This window comes from Amycolatopsis halotolerans (assembly GCF_042647905.1).
Classification (GTDB): domain Bacteria; phylum Actinomycetota; class Actinomycetes; order Mycobacteriales; family Pseudonocardiaceae; genus Amycolatopsis; species Amycolatopsis halotolerans.
On sequence record NZ_JBHRWI010000022.1, the window covers coordinates 174,650 to 194,081 of the forward strand.

The 19,432-nt window shown below is 69.8% G+C and carries 19 protein-coding genes; 10 read left to right on the plus strand and 9 right to left on the minus strand.

The window, feature by feature from the left end:
* Window positions 1–14 precede the first annotated feature (14 nt).
* Window positions 15–416: a hypothetical protein gene (locus tag ACFORO_RS19375; RefSeq protein WP_377870806.1), complete on the plus strand. Its 402-nt coding sequence runs from the start codon at window positions 15–17 to the stop codon at window positions 414–416.
* Window positions 417–691: 275 nt separating this feature from the next.
* Window positions 692–1,120 (plus strand): BP74-related protein, encoded by a 429-nt coding sequence (locus tag ACFORO_RS19380; protein WP_377870805.1) that lies wholly within the window; start codon window positions 692–694, stop codon window positions 1,118–1,120.
* A 110-nt stretch (window positions 1,121–1,230) separates the two neighbouring features.
* Here ACFORO_RS19380 and ACFORO_RS19385 read toward each other — a convergent pair whose 3' ends face one another.
* Entirely contained in the window at window positions 1,231–2,043 is an 813-nt protein-coding gene (locus ACFORO_RS19385; protein WP_377870804.1) for a hydrolase, read from the minus strand.
* A 33-nt stretch (window positions 2,044–2,076) separates the two neighbouring features.
* Window positions 2,077–2,778, minus strand: coding sequence for a helix-turn-helix domain-containing protein (locus ACFORO_RS19390; protein WP_377870803.1), 702 nt, complete (start codon window positions 2,776–2,778; stop codon window positions 2,077–2,079).
* Window positions 2,779–2,940: 162 nt separating this feature from the next.
* Here ACFORO_RS19390 and ACFORO_RS19395 point away from each other — a divergent pair, with 162 nt between their 5' ends.
* Both ACFORO_RS19395 and ACFORO_RS19400 read left to right on the plus strand, forming a co-directional pair.
* Entirely contained in the window at window positions 2,941–4,122 is a 1,182-nt protein-coding gene (locus tag ACFORO_RS19395; protein WP_377870802.1) for a cytochrome P450, read from the plus strand.
* Between the two features lie 3 nt (window positions 4,123–4,125).
* Window positions 4,126–4,938: an oxidoreductase gene (locus tag ACFORO_RS19400; RefSeq protein WP_377870801.1), complete on the plus strand. Its 813-nt coding sequence runs from the start codon at window positions 4,126–4,128 to the stop codon at window positions 4,936–4,938.
* A gap of 65 nt (window positions 4,939–5,003) precedes the next feature.
* On the opposite strand, the gene ACFORO_RS19405 is transcribed toward ACFORO_RS19400, so the two are convergent.
* Complete coding sequence (locus ACFORO_RS19405; protein WP_377870800.1) at window positions 5,004–6,701, minus strand: CHAP domain-containing protein; 1,698 nt, start codon at window positions 6,699–6,701, stop codon at window positions 5,004–5,006.
* Window positions 6,702–6,880: 179 nt separating this feature from the next.
* Between ACFORO_RS19405 and ACFORO_RS19410 the strand changes: the two genes are divergently transcribed.
* Window positions 6,881–9,793, plus strand: coding sequence for an AfsR/SARP family transcriptional regulator (locus tag ACFORO_RS19410; protein ID WP_377870799.1), 2,913 nt, complete (start codon window positions 6,881–6,883; stop codon window positions 9,791–9,793).
* Window positions 9,794–9,833: 40 nt separating this feature from the next.
* Here ACFORO_RS19410 and ACFORO_RS19415 read toward each other — a convergent pair whose 3' ends face one another.
* The 5 genes from ACFORO_RS19415 to ACFORO_RS19435 form a co-directional block, all read right to left on the minus strand.
* Window positions 9,834–10,148, minus strand: coding sequence for a winged helix-turn-helix domain-containing protein (locus ACFORO_RS19415; protein ID WP_354735307.1), 315 nt, complete (start codon window positions 10,146–10,148; stop codon window positions 9,834–9,836).
* Window positions 10,149–10,151: 3 nt separating this feature from the next.
* Entirely contained in the window at window positions 10,152–10,622 is a 471-nt protein-coding gene (locus ACFORO_RS19420; RefSeq protein WP_377870798.1) for a hypothetical protein, read from the minus strand.
* Between the two features lie 165 nt (window positions 10,623–10,787).
* Window positions 10,788–11,927, minus strand: coding sequence for an alkaline phosphatase family protein (locus ACFORO_RS19425; RefSeq protein ID WP_377870797.1), 1,140 nt, complete (start codon window positions 11,925–11,927; stop codon window positions 10,788–10,790).
* A gap of 203 nt (window positions 11,928–12,130) precedes the next feature.
* The gene (locus tag ACFORO_RS19430; RefSeq protein WP_377870796.1) at window positions 12,131–12,802 is read right to left on the minus strand and encodes a response regulator; all 672 of its coding nucleotides are present in this window, start codon (window positions 12,800–12,802) and stop codon (window positions 12,131–12,133) included.
* A complete protein-coding gene (locus ACFORO_RS19435) occupies window positions 12,799–14,400 on the minus strand; it encodes an ATP-binding protein (RefSeq protein ID WP_377870795.1) in 1,602 nt (533 codons plus the stop codon). Before ACFORO_RS19435 ends, ACFORO_RS19430 begins: the two co-directional genes overlap by 4 nt.
* 274 nt (window positions 14,401–14,674) lie before the next feature.
* Here ACFORO_RS19435 and ACFORO_RS19440 point away from each other — a divergent pair, with 274 nt between their 5' ends.
* The 5 genes from ACFORO_RS19440 (at window position 14,675) to ACFORO_RS19460 (ending at window position 18,292) form a co-directional block, all read left to right on the plus strand.
* The gene (locus ACFORO_RS19440; protein ID WP_377870960.1) at window positions 14,675–15,475 is read left to right on the plus strand and encodes an ABC transporter ATP-binding protein; all 801 of its coding nucleotides are present in this window, start codon (window positions 14,675–14,677) and stop codon (window positions 15,473–15,475) included.
* The gene (locus tag ACFORO_RS19445) at window positions 15,472–16,338 is read left to right on the plus strand and encodes an ABC transporter permease (RefSeq protein WP_354735297.1); all 867 of its coding nucleotides are present in this window, start codon (window positions 15,472–15,474) and stop codon (window positions 16,336–16,338) included. The genes ACFORO_RS19440 and ACFORO_RS19445 overlap by 4 nt, the downstream gene beginning before the upstream one ends.
* Before the next feature lie 35 nt (window positions 16,339–16,373).
* Window positions 16,374–17,414: an ABC transporter substrate-binding protein gene (locus tag ACFORO_RS19450; RefSeq protein ID WP_377870794.1), complete on the plus strand. Its 1,041-nt coding sequence runs from the start codon at window positions 16,374–16,376 to the stop codon at window positions 17,412–17,414.
* 30 nt (window positions 17,415–17,444) lie between these two features.
* Window positions 17,445–17,669: a hypothetical protein gene (locus tag ACFORO_RS19455; protein WP_377870793.1), complete on the plus strand. Its 225-nt coding sequence runs from the start codon at window positions 17,445–17,447 to the stop codon at window positions 17,667–17,669.
* A gap of 110 nt (window positions 17,670–17,779) precedes the next feature.
* Window positions 17,780–18,292: a hypothetical protein gene (locus tag ACFORO_RS19460; protein WP_377870791.1), complete on the plus strand. Its 513-nt coding sequence runs from the start codon at window positions 17,780–17,782 to the stop codon at window positions 18,290–18,292.
* A 152-nt stretch (window positions 18,293–18,444) separates the two neighbouring features.
* Here ACFORO_RS19460 and ACFORO_RS19465 read toward each other — a convergent pair whose 3' ends face one another.
* Entirely contained in the window at window positions 18,445–19,188 is a 744-nt protein-coding gene (locus tag ACFORO_RS19465; protein ID WP_377870790.1) for a hypothetical protein, read from the minus strand.
* Window positions 19,189–19,432 lie beyond the last annotated feature (244 nt).

Sequence of the window (19,432 nt, forward strand, 5' to 3'; positions counted from 1 at the left end):
AAGGCCAGACCCCGATGACCGAACCGGGACAGGACCGGATCACCCTTCACGTCGGACACGATTTGTCCGGCCAAGTGGTCCTCGGCAACAACAACATCACCACCGGAGGCGATCACCACGCCGCGGCCCCGGCCGATCTGGGCGCCGTCACCGCGTTGCTCACCGAAATCCGCGCCGCGCTGCCCGCTGATCTCGCCGAGCCCGGCGGCGCCCAGCTCGACGACCTCGAAGAGGCGATCACCGCGGAGACTCCGGATCTGTCCACAATGGAACGGGTCCGGGACTGGTTCTCCCAGCACGTCCCGGCCCTCGCCGCCGCGATCGGCCGGACAGTGCTGCACCCGGTAGTGGTCCGGCTGGTCGGCGCCGCTGGCGACACTCTGGCCGCGGACTTCCATCGCCGCTTCGGGAGCTGAACACGCGCTGCCGCAATATTGGAGCGGAGACGAGGCAAGGACCGTCGGGACCGCGTGGTGCCCGAATGAACAAACAATACGATTGCGGTGGAATTTCCGAAGGGGGTCGGCGTATACCGGAAAGCTCCCGAAACCGGCAAGGCTGATCGCTCTCGGTATGGGGACGATTATGCAGTCAAAGTGCACGAAAGCCTGATTCCTCCCCGTCGTCCCGACGCTACGGTCGGAAACGGGCGGCAATCGCCCCGCGAAGGACGACAAAGGAGGATCCGCACATGCGTAAGCTCACAGCGGTTTTGGCGGGCACGGCGGCCACTAGTGCACTGCTGCTGGGAACCGGCCCGGCGATGGCGGACACGCACGTCCGGCAGGACGCTGCCTACGTCGCCACGATCCAGGTTTTCTCCAGCGGTGAAAGTTACCGGGTCGAACTGCTCAAGCAGGCCGACGCGGACCAGGCGGTCAGACTCATGAACGGCCAGGTCACGCATCCGGGAATTCCCGTCGGGGACATCGTCCGGGGTTCCTCCGGTGTCAACACCGGATACGACTGGCACATCGACCCCGCCACATTCCAGTGGGCCGACAGCACCATCGAAGCATGCGACGGACAGCCGCACGAAGTCAGCAATGCGGGGGAATGGAAAGTGAAGCAGTACTGCCCGTGGACCATTAAGGTCGTTTCGGTCACGCCGGAAAGCTGAGCGGATTCGGACTGGGGACGGTCGTGGAACCGTCCCCAGTCCGAACGCATGCCGCACCGCATTCACACAAGCCGGCTGAGGACCCGTAGTGGCCAGCGAGACGGCGCAGATCAGCCGAGATGGTCGTTCGTGCCGTCGACCCAGGCGATATACCGCTGCGCGGAGCGACGCACCGCGGCTTTCGCGTCGGCCGGCAGGGTGGCCCCGGTCAGGGCGTAGAGCCGGTCGAATTCGTAAGGCTCCAGCCGGTCCGCGAGCCGTTGGACGAGTCCCGCGGAAAGGGGGATCTGGTTGGGGTAGCTGCGCATGAACGTCACCCAGCCCGGCGCGGCGACCGGCACGATGGTGTCGCCGACCAGCAGCGCGCCCGTCGCGATGTGAGCGACAGCGGCGCCCGGGAAGTGCCCGCCCGCTTCGACCATGGTGATCCCTGGCAGAATCCGTTCCGCGCCATGCCATTCGCGGATCACCGGGTCTTCCCTCCGCACCCAGTGCCGGTCCGCGGAATGCACCAGCACCGGGACGTTTCCGAGGCGGTGGCTCAGGCTCACTTGCGAGCCGTACATGTGCGGATGGCTGGCCGCGATCGCCGCGGCGCCGCCGAGTTCGGCGATCTTGTCGAGCAGGGGCTGGTCGAGAGCGTTGGGCGGGTCCCACAGCAGGTTGCCCTCATCGGTCTGGACGACGTAGGTCCGCTGGCCGATGCCGAACCCCGGTTCGCGGTGCAGCCGGTGGATGCCCGGCTCCGGTTCCTCGTGGACCAGATCATGCGGGTCGGCGGCCAGTTTGTCCATTGTGGTCCAAAGCTGCCCGGAAGCGGGGACGTACTGTCGTTCGTCCGCGCAGATCCGGCAGGTCCCGGCGGGCGGCTCCGCGGTGTCGGGATGCTCGACGCCGCAGGTTCCGCAAATCCAGATGGTCATTCGAGCAGCCTGGTACCTCCAGTTTGCTGGAGGTCAAGACCGCGCGGTGCGCGAAACCTGCCGCCAATGCTCTGCGGCGTCGATCATGTCCTGCCGGATGTGCTGAAGCCAGTGGCTGGTCTCGAGAAGCCTCGCGCCGACCAGCGTGTCCCCGCCGAACAGTTCCGCGCCCTGGCGGGTGAAGTCGGCCCACTGGGCGATGCCGTCCATGCTGGCCAGCCACGCCCGCTGCCACACGTGATCGTCGATCAGGTAGCGCTCGCGGCGGCCGTCCCGCTCGCGCCGCAGCAGGCCGCGTTCTTCCAGCCAGGCCACCGCTTTGGAGATCGACGCGGGGCTGACGCGCAGCCGGGCGGCGAGTTCGGTCGCGGTGCGGCTGCCCGATTCGGCGGTGAACAGGCAGATCAGGACCCGGGCCATCATCGAGGGCATTCCAGTCTGGGCAGCCATCCGCGCGAACCGGGTCTCGAAGTCGCCCCGCGTTCGCGGATCAGCCGCTGCCCGAACCGGCGGGGCTGGCGGCGCGGCGGGGACGCGGCGGCGCGCTCGTCGCCGGGCGGCCTGCTCCGCGCGGTCGGCCCGGTAGTCGTGCGCCCCGCCGTTGCGGGCGACCTCGCGGATCACCGTCGATTTCGGCCTGCCCAGCCGGCGGCCGATCTCGGCGTAGCTCAGTCCGTCCGCCAACCCGGCCGCGACGCGCTGTCGTTCCGGGTAGCTCAACCTGCCGCCTGACATCGTCCTCGCCCTCGAACCAGACCCGCAGCCGATGCGTTCAGCTGCAGGCTAGTGCATCGATAATATGGCCTCTGCCTGCACAGACGCGAATGCTGAGTTTGCGAGTCCATGAAACATCGCCCTACCGTTTCCCGCAAGAGGTTCACGGGAAGGGAGCTGGCGATGACCAGGACACTGCCGACCGAGCGTCCGGCCGGCCTGCCGTTCGACCCGCCGCGGGGGCTGGCCGAACTGCGCGAGAAGAGTCCGGTCAGCCGGTTGGACTACCCGGACGGCCACGCCGGATGGCTGGTGACCGGACACGCCCTGGCCCGCGAGGTGCTGGCCGACCGCCGGTTCAGCGCGCGAGCCGAACTGCGGCACCTGCCGATCCCCGGCGCCGCCGCGAGCGATCAGCCCGCGCCGCCGGGAATGTTCGGCAGCATGGACGCGCCCGAGCACACCCGCTACCGGCGGCTGCTCGCCGGCCAGTTCACCGTCCGCAGGATGCGCCGGCTGACCGAGCGGATCCAGGAGGTCGCGGACGACTGCCTGAACGCCATGGCCGAACGCGGCAGCCCGGCCGACCTGGTCCCCGCCCTGGCGCAACCGCTGCCGGCGCGGACGATCTGCGAACTGCTCGGGGTTCCCTACGCCGATCGGGACCGGTTCCAGCAGCACGCGCTCGCCCTCTTCCGGCTGGACAACACGCCCGAGGAGATCGGCGAAGCCTACGGCGCGGTGCTCGGCGTCATCGGCGAATTGGTGGCTGCCAAACGAAAAGCCCCCGCGGACGACGTGCTCAGCGACCTGACCGGCAGCGATCTCACCGACACCGAACTGGTCAACATCGGCTTCTCCCTGCTGGCCGCGGGCCTGGACACCACCACGAACATGCTCGCACTGGGCCTCTTCGCGCTGCTCGAACACCCCGGCCAGCTCAAGCTGCTGCGCGACGACCCTGACCTGGCCGACAACGCGGTCGAGGAACTGCTGCGCTACCTGAGCATCATCCCGTTCACCGTGCGCACCGCCCTGGAAGACCTCGAACTCGGCGGCGAACAGGTGACCGCGGGCGAGTCGGTCACCGTCTCGGTGCCCGCGGCCAACCACGACCCCGCGCACTTTCCCGCCCCGGACAAACTCGACCTGCGCCGCAAAGCGAGCGGGCACGTCGCCTTCGGCCACGGCATCCACCAATGCCTCGGCCAGCAGCTCGCGCGCGTCCAGATGCGTGTCGCCCTGCCCGCCCTGCTGACGAGGTTCCCGTCGCTGCGTCTTGCCGTTCCCGCCGAAGACGTCGCCCTGCGCTCCGACATGCTCATCTACGGCGTCCACCATCTGCCCGTCGCCTGGGAGGCCTGAACCGTGCCGAAGGTTTGCTTGCTCACCGGGGCGTCAGCGGGAATCGGCCGCGCCACCGCCTGGGAGCTGCTGAAGGCGGGCTGCATCGTCTACGGAGCCGCGCGTCGTCTGTCCAAAATGGACGAACTTCGCGACGCGGGCGGGCATCCTCTCGCCATGGACGCCCGAAGCGAGACCGATCTCGACCGCGTCGTCCGCACCGTCCTGGACGAACAGGGCCGGATCGACGTCCTGATCAACAACGCCGGGACGGTGCTGCACGGAGCCGCCGAAGACGTCCCGCTCGATGCGGCCCGGGATCAGTTCCAGGTCAACCTGTTCGCGCCCGCCCGGCTCGTCCAGCTGGTCCTGCCCACGATGCGCGCGCAAGGGTCGGGGCGCATCGTGAACATCTCCTCGATCGGCGGGGAGATCAGCCTCCCGTTCGGCGCCTGGTACTACGCCTCCAAACACGCGCTCGAGGCCTACTCCGACACGCTGCGCATGGAGGTCCGGCCCTTCGGCATCGAGGTCGTGGTCATTCAGCCCGGCATCATCAAGACCGAATTCGAAGACCAAACCGCCGCGCAGCTGAGGGAATACTCCGGTCATGGCCCGTACGGGGGAATGGCCGAGAAGATGGCGAGCCAATCCGAAACCGGCCTCGCGGACGGCGCCGATCCCGCTGTCGTCGCCGAAACCATCCGGCAGGCGGTGGAAGCTGATCCGCCGGAGACTCGCTATGCCGTCGGCCTGCACGCTGAGGAACTGTTGAAGCTCAACCGAACCCTGCCCGACCGGGATTTCGACGAACTGGTCACCCGCTCGATCCGGTAGCGGAGAACGCCTCGTGTCCTGCGGGGGTGCGCCCGCAGGACACGAGGACGTGTCAGCGAATGGGGTCAGCCGACGCCGAGCGCCCAAGGGTCGCCCTTCGCGGAGATCGACGAACCCCGGCCAGTCGCCAGCCACAGGCTGTTGTTGGCGTCCCGGCCCTTCCAAGCCACTTCGAACCCGCCGTTAGGCAATGTGACGATCGACGGGCTGGCATCCGCGGCAACACCCAGCGCCCACGGATCGCCGTAGGAGGAGAAGTAGGTGCCAGCACCGGTGCCGAGCCACAGACTGTTGTTCGCATCGCGGCCCTGCCAAGCGACCTCCCAGCCGCCGTTGGCCAGCGGTGCCAGCGAGGGACTGGTACCTGGGGCGACACCCAACGCCCACGGGTCGCCCTTGGCGGTGATGGACGAGCCCCGGCCGGATGCCAGCCAGAGGCTGTTGTTGGCGTCGCGGCCCTGCCACGCCACTTCGAACCCGCCGTTGGGCAGCGTGACGATCGACGGGCTGCTGTTGGCGGCAACGCCTAACGCCCAGGGATCGCCGTAGGAGGACAGAGCGACGCCGCTGCCGGTGCCGAGCCACAGGCTGTTGTTGGCATCGCGGCCCTGCCACGCCACCTCGAACCCGCCGTTGGCCAGCGGTGCCAGCGAGGGACTGGTACCCGGTGCGACGCCGAGAGACCACGGTGCGCCCTTGGCCGTGATGGACGCACCTTGGCCGGTCGCCAGCCAGAGGCTGTTGTTGGCGTCGCGGCCCTGCCACGCCACTTCCCACTGGTTGTTCGGGAGCGGGACGATGGAGGGGCTGGTGTTCGGGGCGACGCCGAGCGCCCACGGGTTGCCCTTGGCGGTGATGGAGTTGCCCTTGCCGGTGGCGATCCACAGGCTGTTGCCGTCATCGCGGCCTTGCCAGGCGGTGACCCAGCTGCCGTCCGGGAACGTCGCGATCGAGGGTTTGGTGTTCGCGGCGACGCCGAGCGCCCACGGATCGCCGTAGGCGGCCAGAGAGGTGCCGGAGCCGGTGCCGATCCAGAGGCTGTTGTTCGCGTCGCGGCCCCGCCAAGCGGTGGCGAAGCCGCCGTTGGTGTCGGCCGCGATCCCGGAGCCGCCCTGCGGCAGCGTGCTCGGAGGCGGCGGCGGAGGCGTGGACGTGCCGCTGCTGACGTAGCCGAGCACCCACATCTCGTAACTCTTGCCGGGGAACAACTTGTCGTGCGGATTCCAGGGACCGCCGTTGCCCTCGTCGGCCTGGACCTTGCTGCTGGACCAGAAAGCGCTTCCGCTTCCGCTGCCGCCTTCGTCGCCGCCCACGTCGGACAACAGCCCATTGCTGTAGCCGGTGACGACGGCGATGTGGGAACCGTCGGTCGGGTAGCGGTCGTCGCCGAAGACGACCGCGTCACCGGGCTGCGGGACGTATCCGCTGCCGAGCGAGTGGTAGGCGGAGACGTTCATCCAGCTGGGAACCGAGGCGGGCGCGCTGGCCGGAACGGGCACCCCGGCCTGCTGCCACACCCAGGAGACGAAGTCGCCGCACCAGAACTCGCCGCCGCCCGTGCAGCTGTTGTCGAAACCGGTGCCGCCGGCGCTGTTCGTGCTGCAGTACCCCTTGCCGAGGTTCGCGTTGGCGATGCCCACGATCTGACTGCCGGTCGCGGCCGAAGCGGGCGTGCTGACAGTGACCAGCGCGGCCCCGCCGAGAACCGCCCCGATCAGCCCGGCCAGGAACCGGGATCTGAGGCGCTTGTGCGCGGAAAACATGACTATTCCCCCAAAACCGTCGGTAGTCCTCAGGCGCGCTGGTACGACTGGACGCCGCGCACCGCCCGCCTGCCGGTCTTCGGTGCCGGCGAGCGGGACGCTATGGACACGCTCCCGCCGGTCGTCCTAGATTTGTCCTAGCGGGATATCTGCCGGGGCGGCGGTGTTCTGGGGGGAACATGCGATTCGGCGTTTTGGGGCCCCTGCACGCCCGGATCGCCGGGCGCGAGGTCCGCTTCGACGGGCCGCGGCAGGCCAAGATGCTGGCCGCGCTTCTGCTCGACGCCAACAACCTCGTCGCCACGGGCAGGCTCGTCGCCGTGATGTGGGACGGGAAAGAACCCGCCACCGCGGTGCGCCAAGTCCAGGACGCGGTGTCCGGGCTGCGCCGCAACCTCGCCGGGTGCGGGGCGCCCGCCTCGTTGATCAGCACACGACGCGGCGGCTACCAGATCCGCCTTGCCCCGGACCAGCTCGACGTGCTGGAGTTCGACCGCGAGCGCCGCCTCGCCGAACGGAGCACGGACCCGGCCGAGACCGCTGCCGCACTGCGGCGGGCGCTGGCCTGCTGGCGCGGCAACGCCTTGGCCGACATCTCCAGCCGGGTCCTGGAGTCGGAAGCGGCACGGCTGAACGACCAGCGCGTGGCCGCGCACGCGCGCTGCTTGGGCATCGAGCTGGATCTGGGACGGCATCGCGAGGTCGTCGAGGAGCTGCGGGTCCTGGCCCGCGAGCATCCCTACGACGAGCAGATCGCCGAACACTTGATGGTCGCCCTCTACCGGTGCCGTCGCCAGGGCGAGGCACTGCAGGCGTACGAACGGCTGCGCCGGACCCTGACCGGCGAACTCGGCGTCGACCCCACCCCGCCGATCCAGGCGTTGCGGCAGCGCGTCCTGACCGCCGATCCCGCGCTGGCGGCCCCGGCGAGCGGATCCTCCGCCGCGCCAACGGAAACCCCCGAACCGGTCATGGCGCTGCCGGTGCGTCAACTGCCGCTGGACGTCCCCGATTTCGTCGGCCGGACCGAGACACTCGCCGAACTCGCCCGGCTGCTCGAGGCACCGGAGCCGAACCGGGTCCCGGTGGCGGTCATCGCGGGCGGTCCCGGGGTCGGCAAATCCTGCCTGGCGACCCATGCCGCGCGGTTGGCGAGCGCCGCTTTTCCCGACGGTCAGCTCTACCTTGACCTCGCCGCGACCTCGGACGAGCCGCAGGACCCGGCGTTGATGCTGGCCGAGGCGCTGCGCGCGCTCTCGATCACCGGCAGCGGGATCCCGGACGGGCTGTCCGCACGGGCCGCGCTGTACCGGTCGTTGCTGGCCGGCCGCCGGATGCTGGTGGTGCTCGACGACGCGGGCCACGCCGATCAGGTGCTGCCGTTGCTGCCCGGGGCCGGCGGCTGCGCCGTGGTGATCACCAGCCGCACCTTGTTGACGCAGCTGCCCGGTGCCCGCCGTTTCGACCTCGACATGCTGAGCCCGCCGGAGGCGCGGGAGCTGTTCACCGGCATCGTCGGGCAGCGGCGCGTCGACCGGGAACCCGAGGAGGCCGACGCGATCCTCGGCTGCTGCGGCAATCTGCCGCTGGCGATCCGGATCGCGGGCGCTAAGCTCGCCGGCCGCCCGGCCTGGACGCTGCGGGTGCTGCGGGAACGGCTCGAGGACGAGTCCCGGCGGCTGGCCGAGCTGAAGATCGGGGACCTGAGCGTGCGCGCCAGCGTCGGGCTGAGCCTGCGGCTGCTGCCTCCCGACGCGGTGCGCGCGCTGAGCCTGCTGGGCTTGCTCGGCGCCTGCACCCTGCCCGGCTGGGTGCTCGGCCCGCTGCTGGACCGTGCCGACGCGGACGAGGTGCTCGACCTCCTCGTGGACGCCAACCTGGTCCGGCTGACCGCCACCGACGCCGTCGGCCAGCCGCGGTACCGCCTGCACGACCTGATCCGGACCTGCGCCGTCGAGATCGCCGCCGGACTGCCCGCGGAGGAGAAACGGGACGCGATCGCCCGGGTGCTGGCGTCCTGGCTGGACCTCGCCGGGCGGGCCGCCGCCCGGCTGCCCGCCGGGATTCTGCTCCCGGTGCCCGCTTCCGCGCCGCGCCGTCCGGTGCCCGGCGCGGTCGCGGACCGGCTTCTGGCCGACCCGGCCGGCTGGTTCGACGCGGAACGCGACACCCTGCTCGCCGCGGTGAAGCTGGCCGCGGACTGGCGAATGGACGAGCCGGCCTGGGAACTGGCGGCCGCCGCGGTCACCTACTACGACCACCGGTGCCGGTATCAGGACTGGGAGCACGGGCACCGGCTGGCGTTGGACGCGGTCGTGGCCGCGGGCAATGCCCGGGGCGAATCGGTGCTGTTGCGCGGGTTGGCGCAGCTGCACATCTACCGCGACGAGTTCGACGCGGCGACCCGGGCTCTGGAGTCCTCGGCCCGCCTGTGCCAAGGCAGCGGGGACAAGCGCGGCGAGGCGTTGTCGATGACGATGCTGGGCACCGTCAGCCGCGTCCAGGGCCACTACGCCGAAGCCCTCGACCGGGTCGAGCAGGCGCACGCCATCGTGGTCGCCGAGGGCGACCCGCACCTCGAAGCGCAGCTGTCCTGCTCGATCGGCGTGTTGCGGCTCGTGCGGGGCGACCTCGACGAGGCGCAGTTCTGGTTCGACGCGGCGCTGCGCCAGGCCGAGGCGCTCGGCGACGGGCATCGGGTGGCTGTCGTGCTGCGCCGGTGCAGCCGACTGCACGACCAGCGCGGCGACCCGGACGAGGCGTTGCGCTGTCTGTGGCAGGCGCTGGCCGCCTTTGAGGAACTCGCCGACGAGCGGTGCGCCGCGTACACGCTGCTGGAAGTCGGCCGCGTCTATGCGGGCCAGCACGACCGGGATCGGGCGGGCCCGGCGCTGGAGCGCGCGGCGGAGGTGTTCCACCGGCACGGCGACCGGCAGGACGAGGCCGCGTGCTGGCAGCTGATCGGCGACCTCGACGACGCCGCCGGAAGCCCTGACCTGGCGCGCCAGCACCACGAGAGGGCGCTGCGGTTGTGGCGGACGATCGGTGGCGCGAACCAGGAGAACGGTCCGGTGCCGCCGTCGTCGCCGTGACCCGGTCTCCGCTGTGCCCGCCCGAAAACGGGGCGCCGGGTCAGTCGCGGGGTTGCCGGGCGCCGTCCGAACGTGCTTGCACGGCAATGGTTTGGAGGGCGGCGAGGTGCCCGGCCAGGGTGTCGCGGCCGCTGTCGGTCAGGTTGAGCCACGTGCGAGGCCGCTTGCCGACGTAGCCCTTGCGGACGTCGACGTACTCGTTCCGGGAAAGCGTGGAGACCTGTTTGGACAGTGCGGAGTCGGACAGCTTCACCGCGTCGCGCACGAACCCGAACTCCGCCCATTCGGCGGCGGAGAGCAGCGCCACGATGGCCAGTCTCGTCGGGTCCAACAGGAGCTGGTCGAGCTCGGCCACCGTTCAGTCCTTGTCTCGCCGGCGAAGCAGCCACAGCTGGAACCTGGGGCCGAGGAAGATGATATAGAGCCCGGCCAGCGCGCCGTAGACGATCGTGCCGTGCGGGATGTGCAGCACGGGGACGGCGACGGCCGCGACGATCGCCAGGCCGAGCACGGGCGCGACGCGCCAGACTGCGGGAGGCAACGCCCGGCTCGACACCGAGACCGGCCGCCCGAGCAGGCTGCCGCCGGTCCTGGTGCGCAGGAGGAATACCAGCAGCAAGGCGACGGCCAGCACGACAAAGGTCAACCAGGGTCGCGTCCAGGGAATCAGGTCGGTGGCCACGGTGTAGCCGAACACGACCAGACCGGCGGCGATCGGAGTCCACCGCGAGCCCAGCGCGGACGCGAGCACCCGGTCCCGGCTGTCCCGGGCCGTGCGCAGCGCCGCCGCCGCTTCTTCGGGCGTCGGCTTGTTCGTTGGTTCGCTCACTGCTGCCACTCCTTCGCGGCGCAACCTCTCAGGCAAGTACTTGCCTGAGGAGAAAGTACCTCTCGCTTTCCCCTGAGGCAAGTACTTGCCTGAGCGCTGAAGCCAGCGCTGGCCCTCGTGCGTCGCGAGCAGCCAGCGGCACGGCCACGCCGGTCCGGTCAGTCCTCAGTGGACAGTCAACGGAACGTCGTTCGGCGGCGGCAGCGTGCCCCCGCCGCGCAGCAGGATCGGCCCGACCGGAGCCGGTTTGGCGACCGGGGGCGGCGGCACCGGCGTCGGTGTCGGGGCGGGTTTCGGCGGCGCGGGCTGGGTGATCGCGGTGCCGTGCGCCGGGGGCGGCGGGTTCAGTTTCGCGCTGGGGGAGAGGTCGACGAGGTCGGCGAGCCCGTGGTCGCCGTCGACGCGCGGGACGCCCAGCTTCGGCAGCTTCAGCAGGTCGATGACGGTCTTCGGGATGCTCGGATGCCAGGACCAGCGGTGGTCGATGCCGGGTTTGACCCGTCCGCCGAACATCAGCAGCGGCACGCGCGGGCCGTAGGCGAGCTGCACGCCGTCCGGGGTGATCTCGACGTTCGGCGTGGCCACGTGGTCGTCGAAGCCGCCCCAGTCGTCCCAGGTCAGCAGGAAGACCGTCGAGTCCCAGAGCCCGGCCTTCACGATCGCGTCGACCACCTGCCACACGGTGTCCTCGCCCTTGCCGACATCCGCGGGCGGGTGCTCGTCGTAGGGCGAGTCGTGCCAGACCATCGACAGCGCGGGCAGCGCGCCGGCTTGGGCGTCGGCGATGATCTGGGCCGAGCGCACGATATTGGGCGACCCCTTGAGCTGCTGGTAGAACTCGACCGGATACCCGCTGGTCCCGGTGTAGGCCTTCCAGCTCACGCCGTGGTCGGCGGCGAGCCCGGGCACGGACGGCAGGTCCCACACCGGGTCGGCCTGGCCGCGCGGCGGATTGCGCAGCGTGGGCGTCTGGCCGCCGACGATGAGCAGGTGGTTCGGCGTCGAGTTGGTGCCGTACCCGGCGCAGTGGTTCTCGACAAACGCGCCGCTCGCGGCGAGCCACGCGTAGAACGGCAGGTCGGCGACCGTGTCGAACTGGACGTGCGCGCCGGTGCTCTTCTTCGTGAGCCAGCGGTAATAGGCCTTGCGGTCGTGCGGCTGGTCGGACTTCGGCGGGTTGGGGGAGACCGGCCAGCCGGTCGTGACGTTCGCGCCGAACGCGGCCATCGAGCGGAAGTAGTTGTCGGTGGTGTGGTTCTCCTGGACCAGGACGACGACGTGGTCGATCGGGCCGGTGGCGGCCATGGCGATCCCTTCGGTGCTCCGGCGGGCGGGCGGCCGGTGCTCCGGTCGCGCCGGTTCCGCTGAATGATCGCCCGCCGCCCGCGCCCCGGCCACCGGGAAACCCCGATGGGAGCAACCGGAATCCCTTGTGCTGCCCGGGATATCGCCGATTGTGCGGAAGAGGCTGTTCGCCGGGTTCGCGCCGGGAGTCCGGGCCGCCCGGGTCAGTGCTCGGCGGCGACCGCGTACCGGTGCGTGGGGCGGCCCGCGCTCCCGTATTCCAGTTCGAGGCTGAGGAAACCGCGACGGTGCAGTTCGCTCAGATGGCGTTGCGCCGTGGGACGGCTGATGCCCAGCGTGCTCGCGAGCGCTTCGGCGCCGAGCGGCTGCCCGGCCCGGCGGAGCGTGTCGAGCACTTTGCGCATGGTCGGGGGAAGCGGGTGCGTGCGCGGTGCGGGGCCGCGGAGCGCGGAATACAGACTGTCCACTGTGGCCTGATCGACGTCGCCGCTTCCGGACGCGCGTTCGCACCAGCTCCGGTACGCCGTCAACTGCTCGCGCAACTGCTCGAAACCGAACGGCTTGACCAGGTAGTAGGCGGCGCCGAGCTGGATCGCGGAACGGACCGTGCCGAGGTCGCGGGAAGCGGTGATGACGATGCACCCGGGCGGGGCGCCGGCGGAGCGCAGGTCGCGCAGCAGGGAGAGGCCGTCCTCGTCGGGCAGGTAGACGTCGAGCAGCAGCAGGTCCGGCCGGAGTTCCTCGACGCGGGCGCGGGCTTCCGCCGCGGTGTGGGCCTGGCCGACGGACGCGAAACCGGGCACGCGGTCGATGCTGGCGGCGTGGATCGCGGCGACGCGGTAGTCGTCGTCGATGACGAGAGTCCGGATGGTCATGCGTACTCCGCGGGTTCGAGCGCGGCGCGGGAACGGGAATTCGGGAGCAGCACGTCGAATCGCGCCCCGGCCGAACCGTCCACGGTGATCGACCCGCCGGACCGGCGCACCAGCCGGTAGACGAGGGCGAGTCCGAGGCCGCGCCGCATGCCGGGGCGAGGGGTTTTCGTGGAGTAGCCGTCGACGAAGATCTCGTGCAGCGTTTCCTCCGGGATGCCGGGACCGGTGTCGGAGACGACGATGCGGACGTCCGGGCCGAGGGTGTCGACGAGAACGCGCACCCGGCGTTCGCCCGGCTGCCCGGCCACGGCGTCGACGGCGTTGTCGATGAGGTTTCCGAGAACGGTGACGAGCGCGCCGGGGTCGGCGGTGCTGAGGTCGAGCCCGGAACCGGGGTCGACCTCGAGGCGCACGTCGCGTTCGGCGGCGATGGCGACCTTGGCCGAAAGCAGCGCGGCGAGTTCGGGCGGGGAGAACCGGGCGCGCAGATCGGTCGCCTGCGCGGCGGGACCGTGCGCGATTTCGGTGAGATAGCGGCCGGCTTCCTCCGCTTCGCCCAGGCCCAGGAGTCCGGAAAGGACATGCAGCCGGTTGGCGAATTCGTGTTCCTGCGCGCGCAGAGCGGTCGTCAGGCCGGTGACGGCGTGGAGTTCGCGCACCAGGCCCTCCATCTCGGTGCGGTCGCGCAAGGTGATCACCGAACCGGCGTCCTGTCCGGAAAGGACGACCGGCATTTTGTTGACCACCAACAGGAATTCGTCGGTGAGGACGACCTCGTCGTCGGCGGCGGGAGCGGCGAGCAGGTCGCGGAGGCGGCCGGGCGGGACGAGTTCGCTGAGGTCGCGACCCCGGGCGGCGGAGGGAATGGACAGCAGGCGGCGGGCTTCGTCGTTGATCACCTCGACGCGGCCGTGCCGGTCGAGGCCCACCATGCCCTCGCGGATGCCGTGCAGCATCGCTTCCCGTTCCTGCAGCAGGGACGCGATCTCGGAGACTTCCAGTCCGAAGGTCGCGCGCTTGATCCGGTGGGAAAGCAGCAGGGACGCCGCCATCCCGATGGCCAGCGCCAGGCCGGAATAGAGGAGCACCCAGGGGATGTCGCTCACCAGTTCGCTCGTGACCTGTTCTTCGAGAATGCCCACCGAAACCTGGCCCGCGATCCCGCCGCCGGGGCCGGAGATCGGTGCTTTGCCGTTGGCGGACCGGCCGAGACTGCCGTTGTCGATGCCGAGGTGGCCCTGTCCGTCGAGGGCCGCTACCGGTTCCTCGATGCGCTCGCCGACAAGCGTGGTGTTGGGATGGGAGTAGCGAAGCCCGGACCGGTCGGTGACCACGACGTACGAAGCGCCCGTGGCCCGGCGGACCTGCTCGGCGGCGGCCTGGATGGCGTGGCCGGGATCGCGCCGCACGAGGGCGTCGCGGACGGACGGCATCTGCGCGACGGTGTTCGCGATCCCCAGCGCGCGCTGTCCGTATTGCGTGTCGAGGGTCTGTCCGGCGAGCTTCACGTAGAGCAAGGCCCCGGCCGAGACGGTGGCGAGCAAGATCCCGAGCACGGCGACGAGGATCTGCGAGGCGAGGGGACGTGACCGCCACATGACCGCTCCGCTCTGCCACTTGTCGTAGGGGCGTCCCGCATGACACCACGAGACCGCGCGGATGCCAAGAAACCGCGGCCGGTACGCCCGGATCGTCCGGTCCGGCGTGCACTTAACGAGCAGAAACCGAGAAAAGCGCACTGATCGCTGGTATCGCACGCAACATTCCGCCGCGCCGCGGCGCTTCTTAGCCTCCTCGAACGGAATCGGCCCCGATCGAGAGGACGCCACCGTGCACGCACCCAGATCCGGACCGCCCGGCGCCGCCATCGCCATGCGGGACGTCACCAAGCAGTTCGCCACCGAGGGCCCGGAGCCCTACACCGCGCTGCGCGACCTGGACCTCGAGGTGGCCCCCGGCGAGTTCTGCGCGGTCGTCGGACCCACCGGCTGCGGCAAGTCCACGACCCTGACCCTCGTCGCGGGCCTGGAGCAGCCGTCGGCCGGCTCGGTCCGGGTGCACGGCGCGGACGTCTCGGGCATCACGCCCGGGGTGGGGTTCATGTTCCAGACGGACGCGATCCTGCCCTGGAAAACGGTGCTGGACAACGTGTCCGCGGGCCCGAGGTTCCGCGGCGTCGCCAAGGGCGCGGCGGTTTCCGGCGCACGGGACTGGATCCGCCGGGTCGGGCTGAGCGGGTTCGAGGACCGGTACCCGCACCAGCTGTCCGGCGGGATGCGCAAGCGGGTCGCGCTCGCGCAGAACCTCATCAACGAGCCGCGGATCCTGCTCATGGACGAGCCGTTCAGCGCGCTGGACGTGCAGACCCGGGCGAAGATGTCCGACGAACTGCTGTCGCTGTGGGAACTTACCCGGCCCGCCGTCGTGTTCGTGACCCACGACCTCGAAGAGGCGATCGCGCTCGCGGACACGGTGGTCGTGCTGACCGCCGGGCCCGCGGCGACGGTCAAGGCCCGGTTCGCCATCGACCTGCCGCGCCCGCGGGTGGTGCAGGAAATCCGGTTCGAGCGCCGGTTCGTCGACCTGTACCAGCGGATCTGGGACGCCCTGCGCACCGAGGTCGACCTGGCGTACGCGCAGACCACCCGGATCAGCGGGGAGGCGGGAGCATGACGACCGAAGCGGACTCGCCCGCGAACCCCGCTGCGGGGGTGAAAGCGGCAGCCGCTCGCCGTTCGCGCCGCCGGACACACACCGTCCTAGTCCACACGGTCCAGGCGGCAGTGCTGGTGGTAATCCTGGGCGGCTGGCAACTGCTCGTGCAAGGAGACCAGCACGCGATCGTGCTGTACGGGCTTCCCTCGGGCATCTTCGACCGGTTGCGGTCGTGGGTCACCGAAGGCACCGCGCTCGGCTCGCTCGGCAGCCAGATCTGGACGACGATCGAAGAGGCGCTGATCGGGTTCGCCATCGGCACGGTGCTGGGCATCGTCTGCGGCATCGCGCTCGGCCGGATCCGGTTCCTGTCGGCGGTGTTCGGCCCGTTCATCAAGGTGCTCAACGCGATTCCGCGGATCGTGCTCGGCTCGGTCTTCGTGCTGGCGTTCGGCCTCGGCCTGGAATCGAAGATCCTCCTGGTGATCGTGCTGGTGTTCTTCGGGGTGTTCTTCAACGCCTTCCAGGGCACCCGCGAGGTCGACCGGACCTTCATCGCCAACGCCAGCATCCTCGGCGCGTCGCGCTGGCAGGTGACCCGGCAGGTCGTGCTGCCGTCGGCGTTCACCTGGATCATCGCGAGCCTGCACGTGAGCTTCGGCTTCGCGCTGATCGGCGCGATCGTCGGCGAATTCCTCGGCGGCTACGCGGGTCTCGGCGTGCTGATCAAGAACGCGCAGGGCACCTTCGACGCGAGCGGCGTCTGGGCGGCGATGGTGATCATGGGCGTCGTCGCGCTGATCGCCGAATGGCTGATCACCCGCCTCGAACGCCGGCTGCTGCGCTGGCGGCCGGCCCAGCTGTCCGGTCCGGACCTGTGACCCCCCGATTGTCCGTTCGAACAAAGGAGATCCCCGTGTCCGCGAAGAAATTGGCGGCCGTGCTCGCGGCGGCGCTGCTCGCCGTGGCCGGCTGCGCCTCGACCGCGAGCCAGAACGCCGGCACCAGCTCCACCGGCGGGACCGGCACCCCGGTGAGCATCATGGTCGGCGGCTTGAACAAGCAGATCTACCTGCCGTTCATGCTCGCCCAGCGGCTCGGCCTCTACCAGAAGCAGGGCCTGAACGTGACCCTGCAGGACGAGGGAGCCGGGGTCGACGCGACGACCAACATGGTCGCCGGAAAGGTCGACGGCGTCGGCGGTTTCTACGACCACACCATCGCCATGCAGGGCCTCGGCCAGTCGATGGAATCGGTGGTGTCGATGCTGACGACGCCGGGCGAAGTCGAGCTGTGCCGCAACGACGTGCGCGGCCAGATCCATTCGCCGGCCGACTGGTCCGGCCGCAACCTCGGAGTGACCGATCTCGGTTCCTCCACGGACTTCCTGACCCAGTACCTGGCGCAGAAGAACGGCGTCGACCCGACGAAAATCCACCGGGTGGGCGTGCAAGCCGGGGCCACCCTGATCGGCGCCTTGCAGCACGGCAACGTCGACTGCGCGATGACCACCGAGCCGACTGTCTCGACCGCCCTTGCCCAGGGCTCCGCCTTCGTCCTGCTGGACATGCGCACCGCGGCCGGTACGAAGCAGCAGCTGGGCGGCCAGTATCCGGCGACGTCGCTGTACATGACCACGAAGTACGTGGACAGCCACCCGCAGGTGGTGCAGAAGCTCGTCAACGCGTATGTCGAGGCCCTCAAATGGATCCAGGGCCACAACGGTGCGCAACTGGCCGACGTGATGCCTGCCGACTACTACGCCGGGTCCGGGAAAGACGCCTACGCCAAGGCATTCGACAACGAGAAGGGCATCTACAACCCGACCGGGATCATGCCGCCGGATGGGCCGAAGACCAATCTCACGGTTCTGCAGGCGTTCAATCCTGATGTCAAGGGCAAGCAGATCGATCTTGGGAAGACTTACACGGACAAGTTCGTGAGCGCCGCGCATTGATGCGGACTCGCTGTGCCCGGGTGCCTCGCGGTGCCCGGGCACCGCAGTTCGGCGGCCCAGGTCTCCTCCGATCGCACCGATCAGAAATCACCCGCCCCGTCGTCAATTCCGGAACTGGTTATTCCGGGCAACATGTGGGACAAGGCCGGCTTGGCTGCTCTGCTGGCCGCTGAAGGAGCCGATCTAGTGCTGGAACGCGAACAGGTCACCGCTCGAGGGCTGCGTGCGCAACTGCTGAGGCTGCTTGATCGATGAATCATCCTGCGCGTGGCGAAGGCGTCGACCCCTGCCCGCAGTCGTGTCCCCTTGCCCATCGGCGACGGCTGGCCGAGCCAGGTGCCGGGCGACGGAAATAAGGTGTGCCCGTGAAACTTCTGCACCTCGAAATCACGCGCCACGATTGGTCGCGGGAGCACTGTGCCTGTGGCCGATCGGCTACGCACGTCGCGGACGACCTGATGCGGCTCGCCCGGGCTGACGAGTCGAGCGGCTTCGGCACCGAGATCTTCGAGGGACACGTGTTCGTGTCTTCGTTCGTCCACGAACCGGCCGTTCCCGTCGTGTCCGTCGTGTTGGCCGCGCTGGCGGACGACGTCTCGGACTACGCGCGGGCCAAGTTCCTGGAATTGCTCCTGTTCCTTGTCGGCGATGACGGCCGGTCGGAGCGAGCCGAACGCGAAGGGCGGGATCTTGCCGCCGAATGTGCGGCAGCGGCGAAACCCGGTATCTGGTTGCTTTACGCGGAGATCTTCTCGGGACGGCGGGCGGATGCCGCGGCCTCCGCGTACGAGACACTCTCTCTTATCGAAGAGGATGAAGAACGACTCGACCTTGCTCGGGTGGCTGCCGGTGAGCTTCTGCCTTGGGATTTGCGGTAAGGGCGAGCGCGGCAGTTCGGCAAGGTGTGAATCCCGGCCGAAAGGTCGACGGGATAGTGAGCGGGCTGGCGAAAAGCGAAGGCCTCCTTGCCGCAGCGGCAAGGAGGCCTCCACAAATCCACAATGGACTCAGAAGCGCGTCCGGCGCGACATCAACGGCATTTGGCGGCGCTTTCGGCGATCGCCACTCCGCCGACCTTCCCGTCGGCCGTGGGGGTGAATTCGAAGTGCCAGCCCGGCTTCTCCGCGATGGGCAGCTCGAACCGCCCGGCCGCGTTCTCCTTCAATCCGCGCGCGTCGTACGCCTTGTGCAGGTCGGCCAGCGAGGATCCGGCGCCGATGCCCTCCGCGGTCTTGGCCTCGGGCGGGGCGCCCAGCTCGTGCAGGCCGTTCTTGCCGAACGAGGCGCCACCAGCCGCGGCGAACGCTTTGTCGCGCTCTTCTCGCTTGCCGGCCAGCTCGGCAATCGCCATCGCGGAGTCCGCTGCCAGCTGAGCCGCCTCCGCGTTCTTGGCGGCGGATTTGGCCGAATCCGCGGCGGACTTGCCCGCGGGCTGCTTCGCTTCCTGGTCCGCCGCGTCCGCCTTGGCGTTGAGGTCGTCGGCTTTCCGCTGCGCCTCGGTCTCGGCGGCCAGCCGGGCCTGGTCCGGGGCGGGGCCGCCCTGCCAGCTCAGGACCGTGCAGCCGTCCAGCATGGATACCGGGGCGGTGGCGAGTTTCCCGGTGGCCAGGGCCGCTTCCTTGGCCATCCCCGGGGCGATGCCGCGGTAACCGGCCGCGCCGAAGACCTCAGCGCGGGCGGGCGCGGCGCCCGACGGGGCAGTGGTGGCTCCCGACGAACACGCCGCCAGCGCGGTGAGTGTGGCGATCGCCACGGCCGAACGGCCGATGGACATGACAAAACCCTTGTGCATCTGATTCCCCTCGTACCGGACCCCGTTCAACGGGTCGTCGTTCCCGGTGGCCCGCGATAACGGATAACTTACCGGACCCCGCGGGCGCCCCCAATTGATTACCGAACGAGGCGACGAGTTGCTTTGGCTGTCCGAGCTGGACGCTGGTGCTCACGTGGGCCGGTGAGCGGGACGCGCTCGATGGCGATCTTGGGACGGGACCGCCGATGTGCCGTCTGTGATCTGT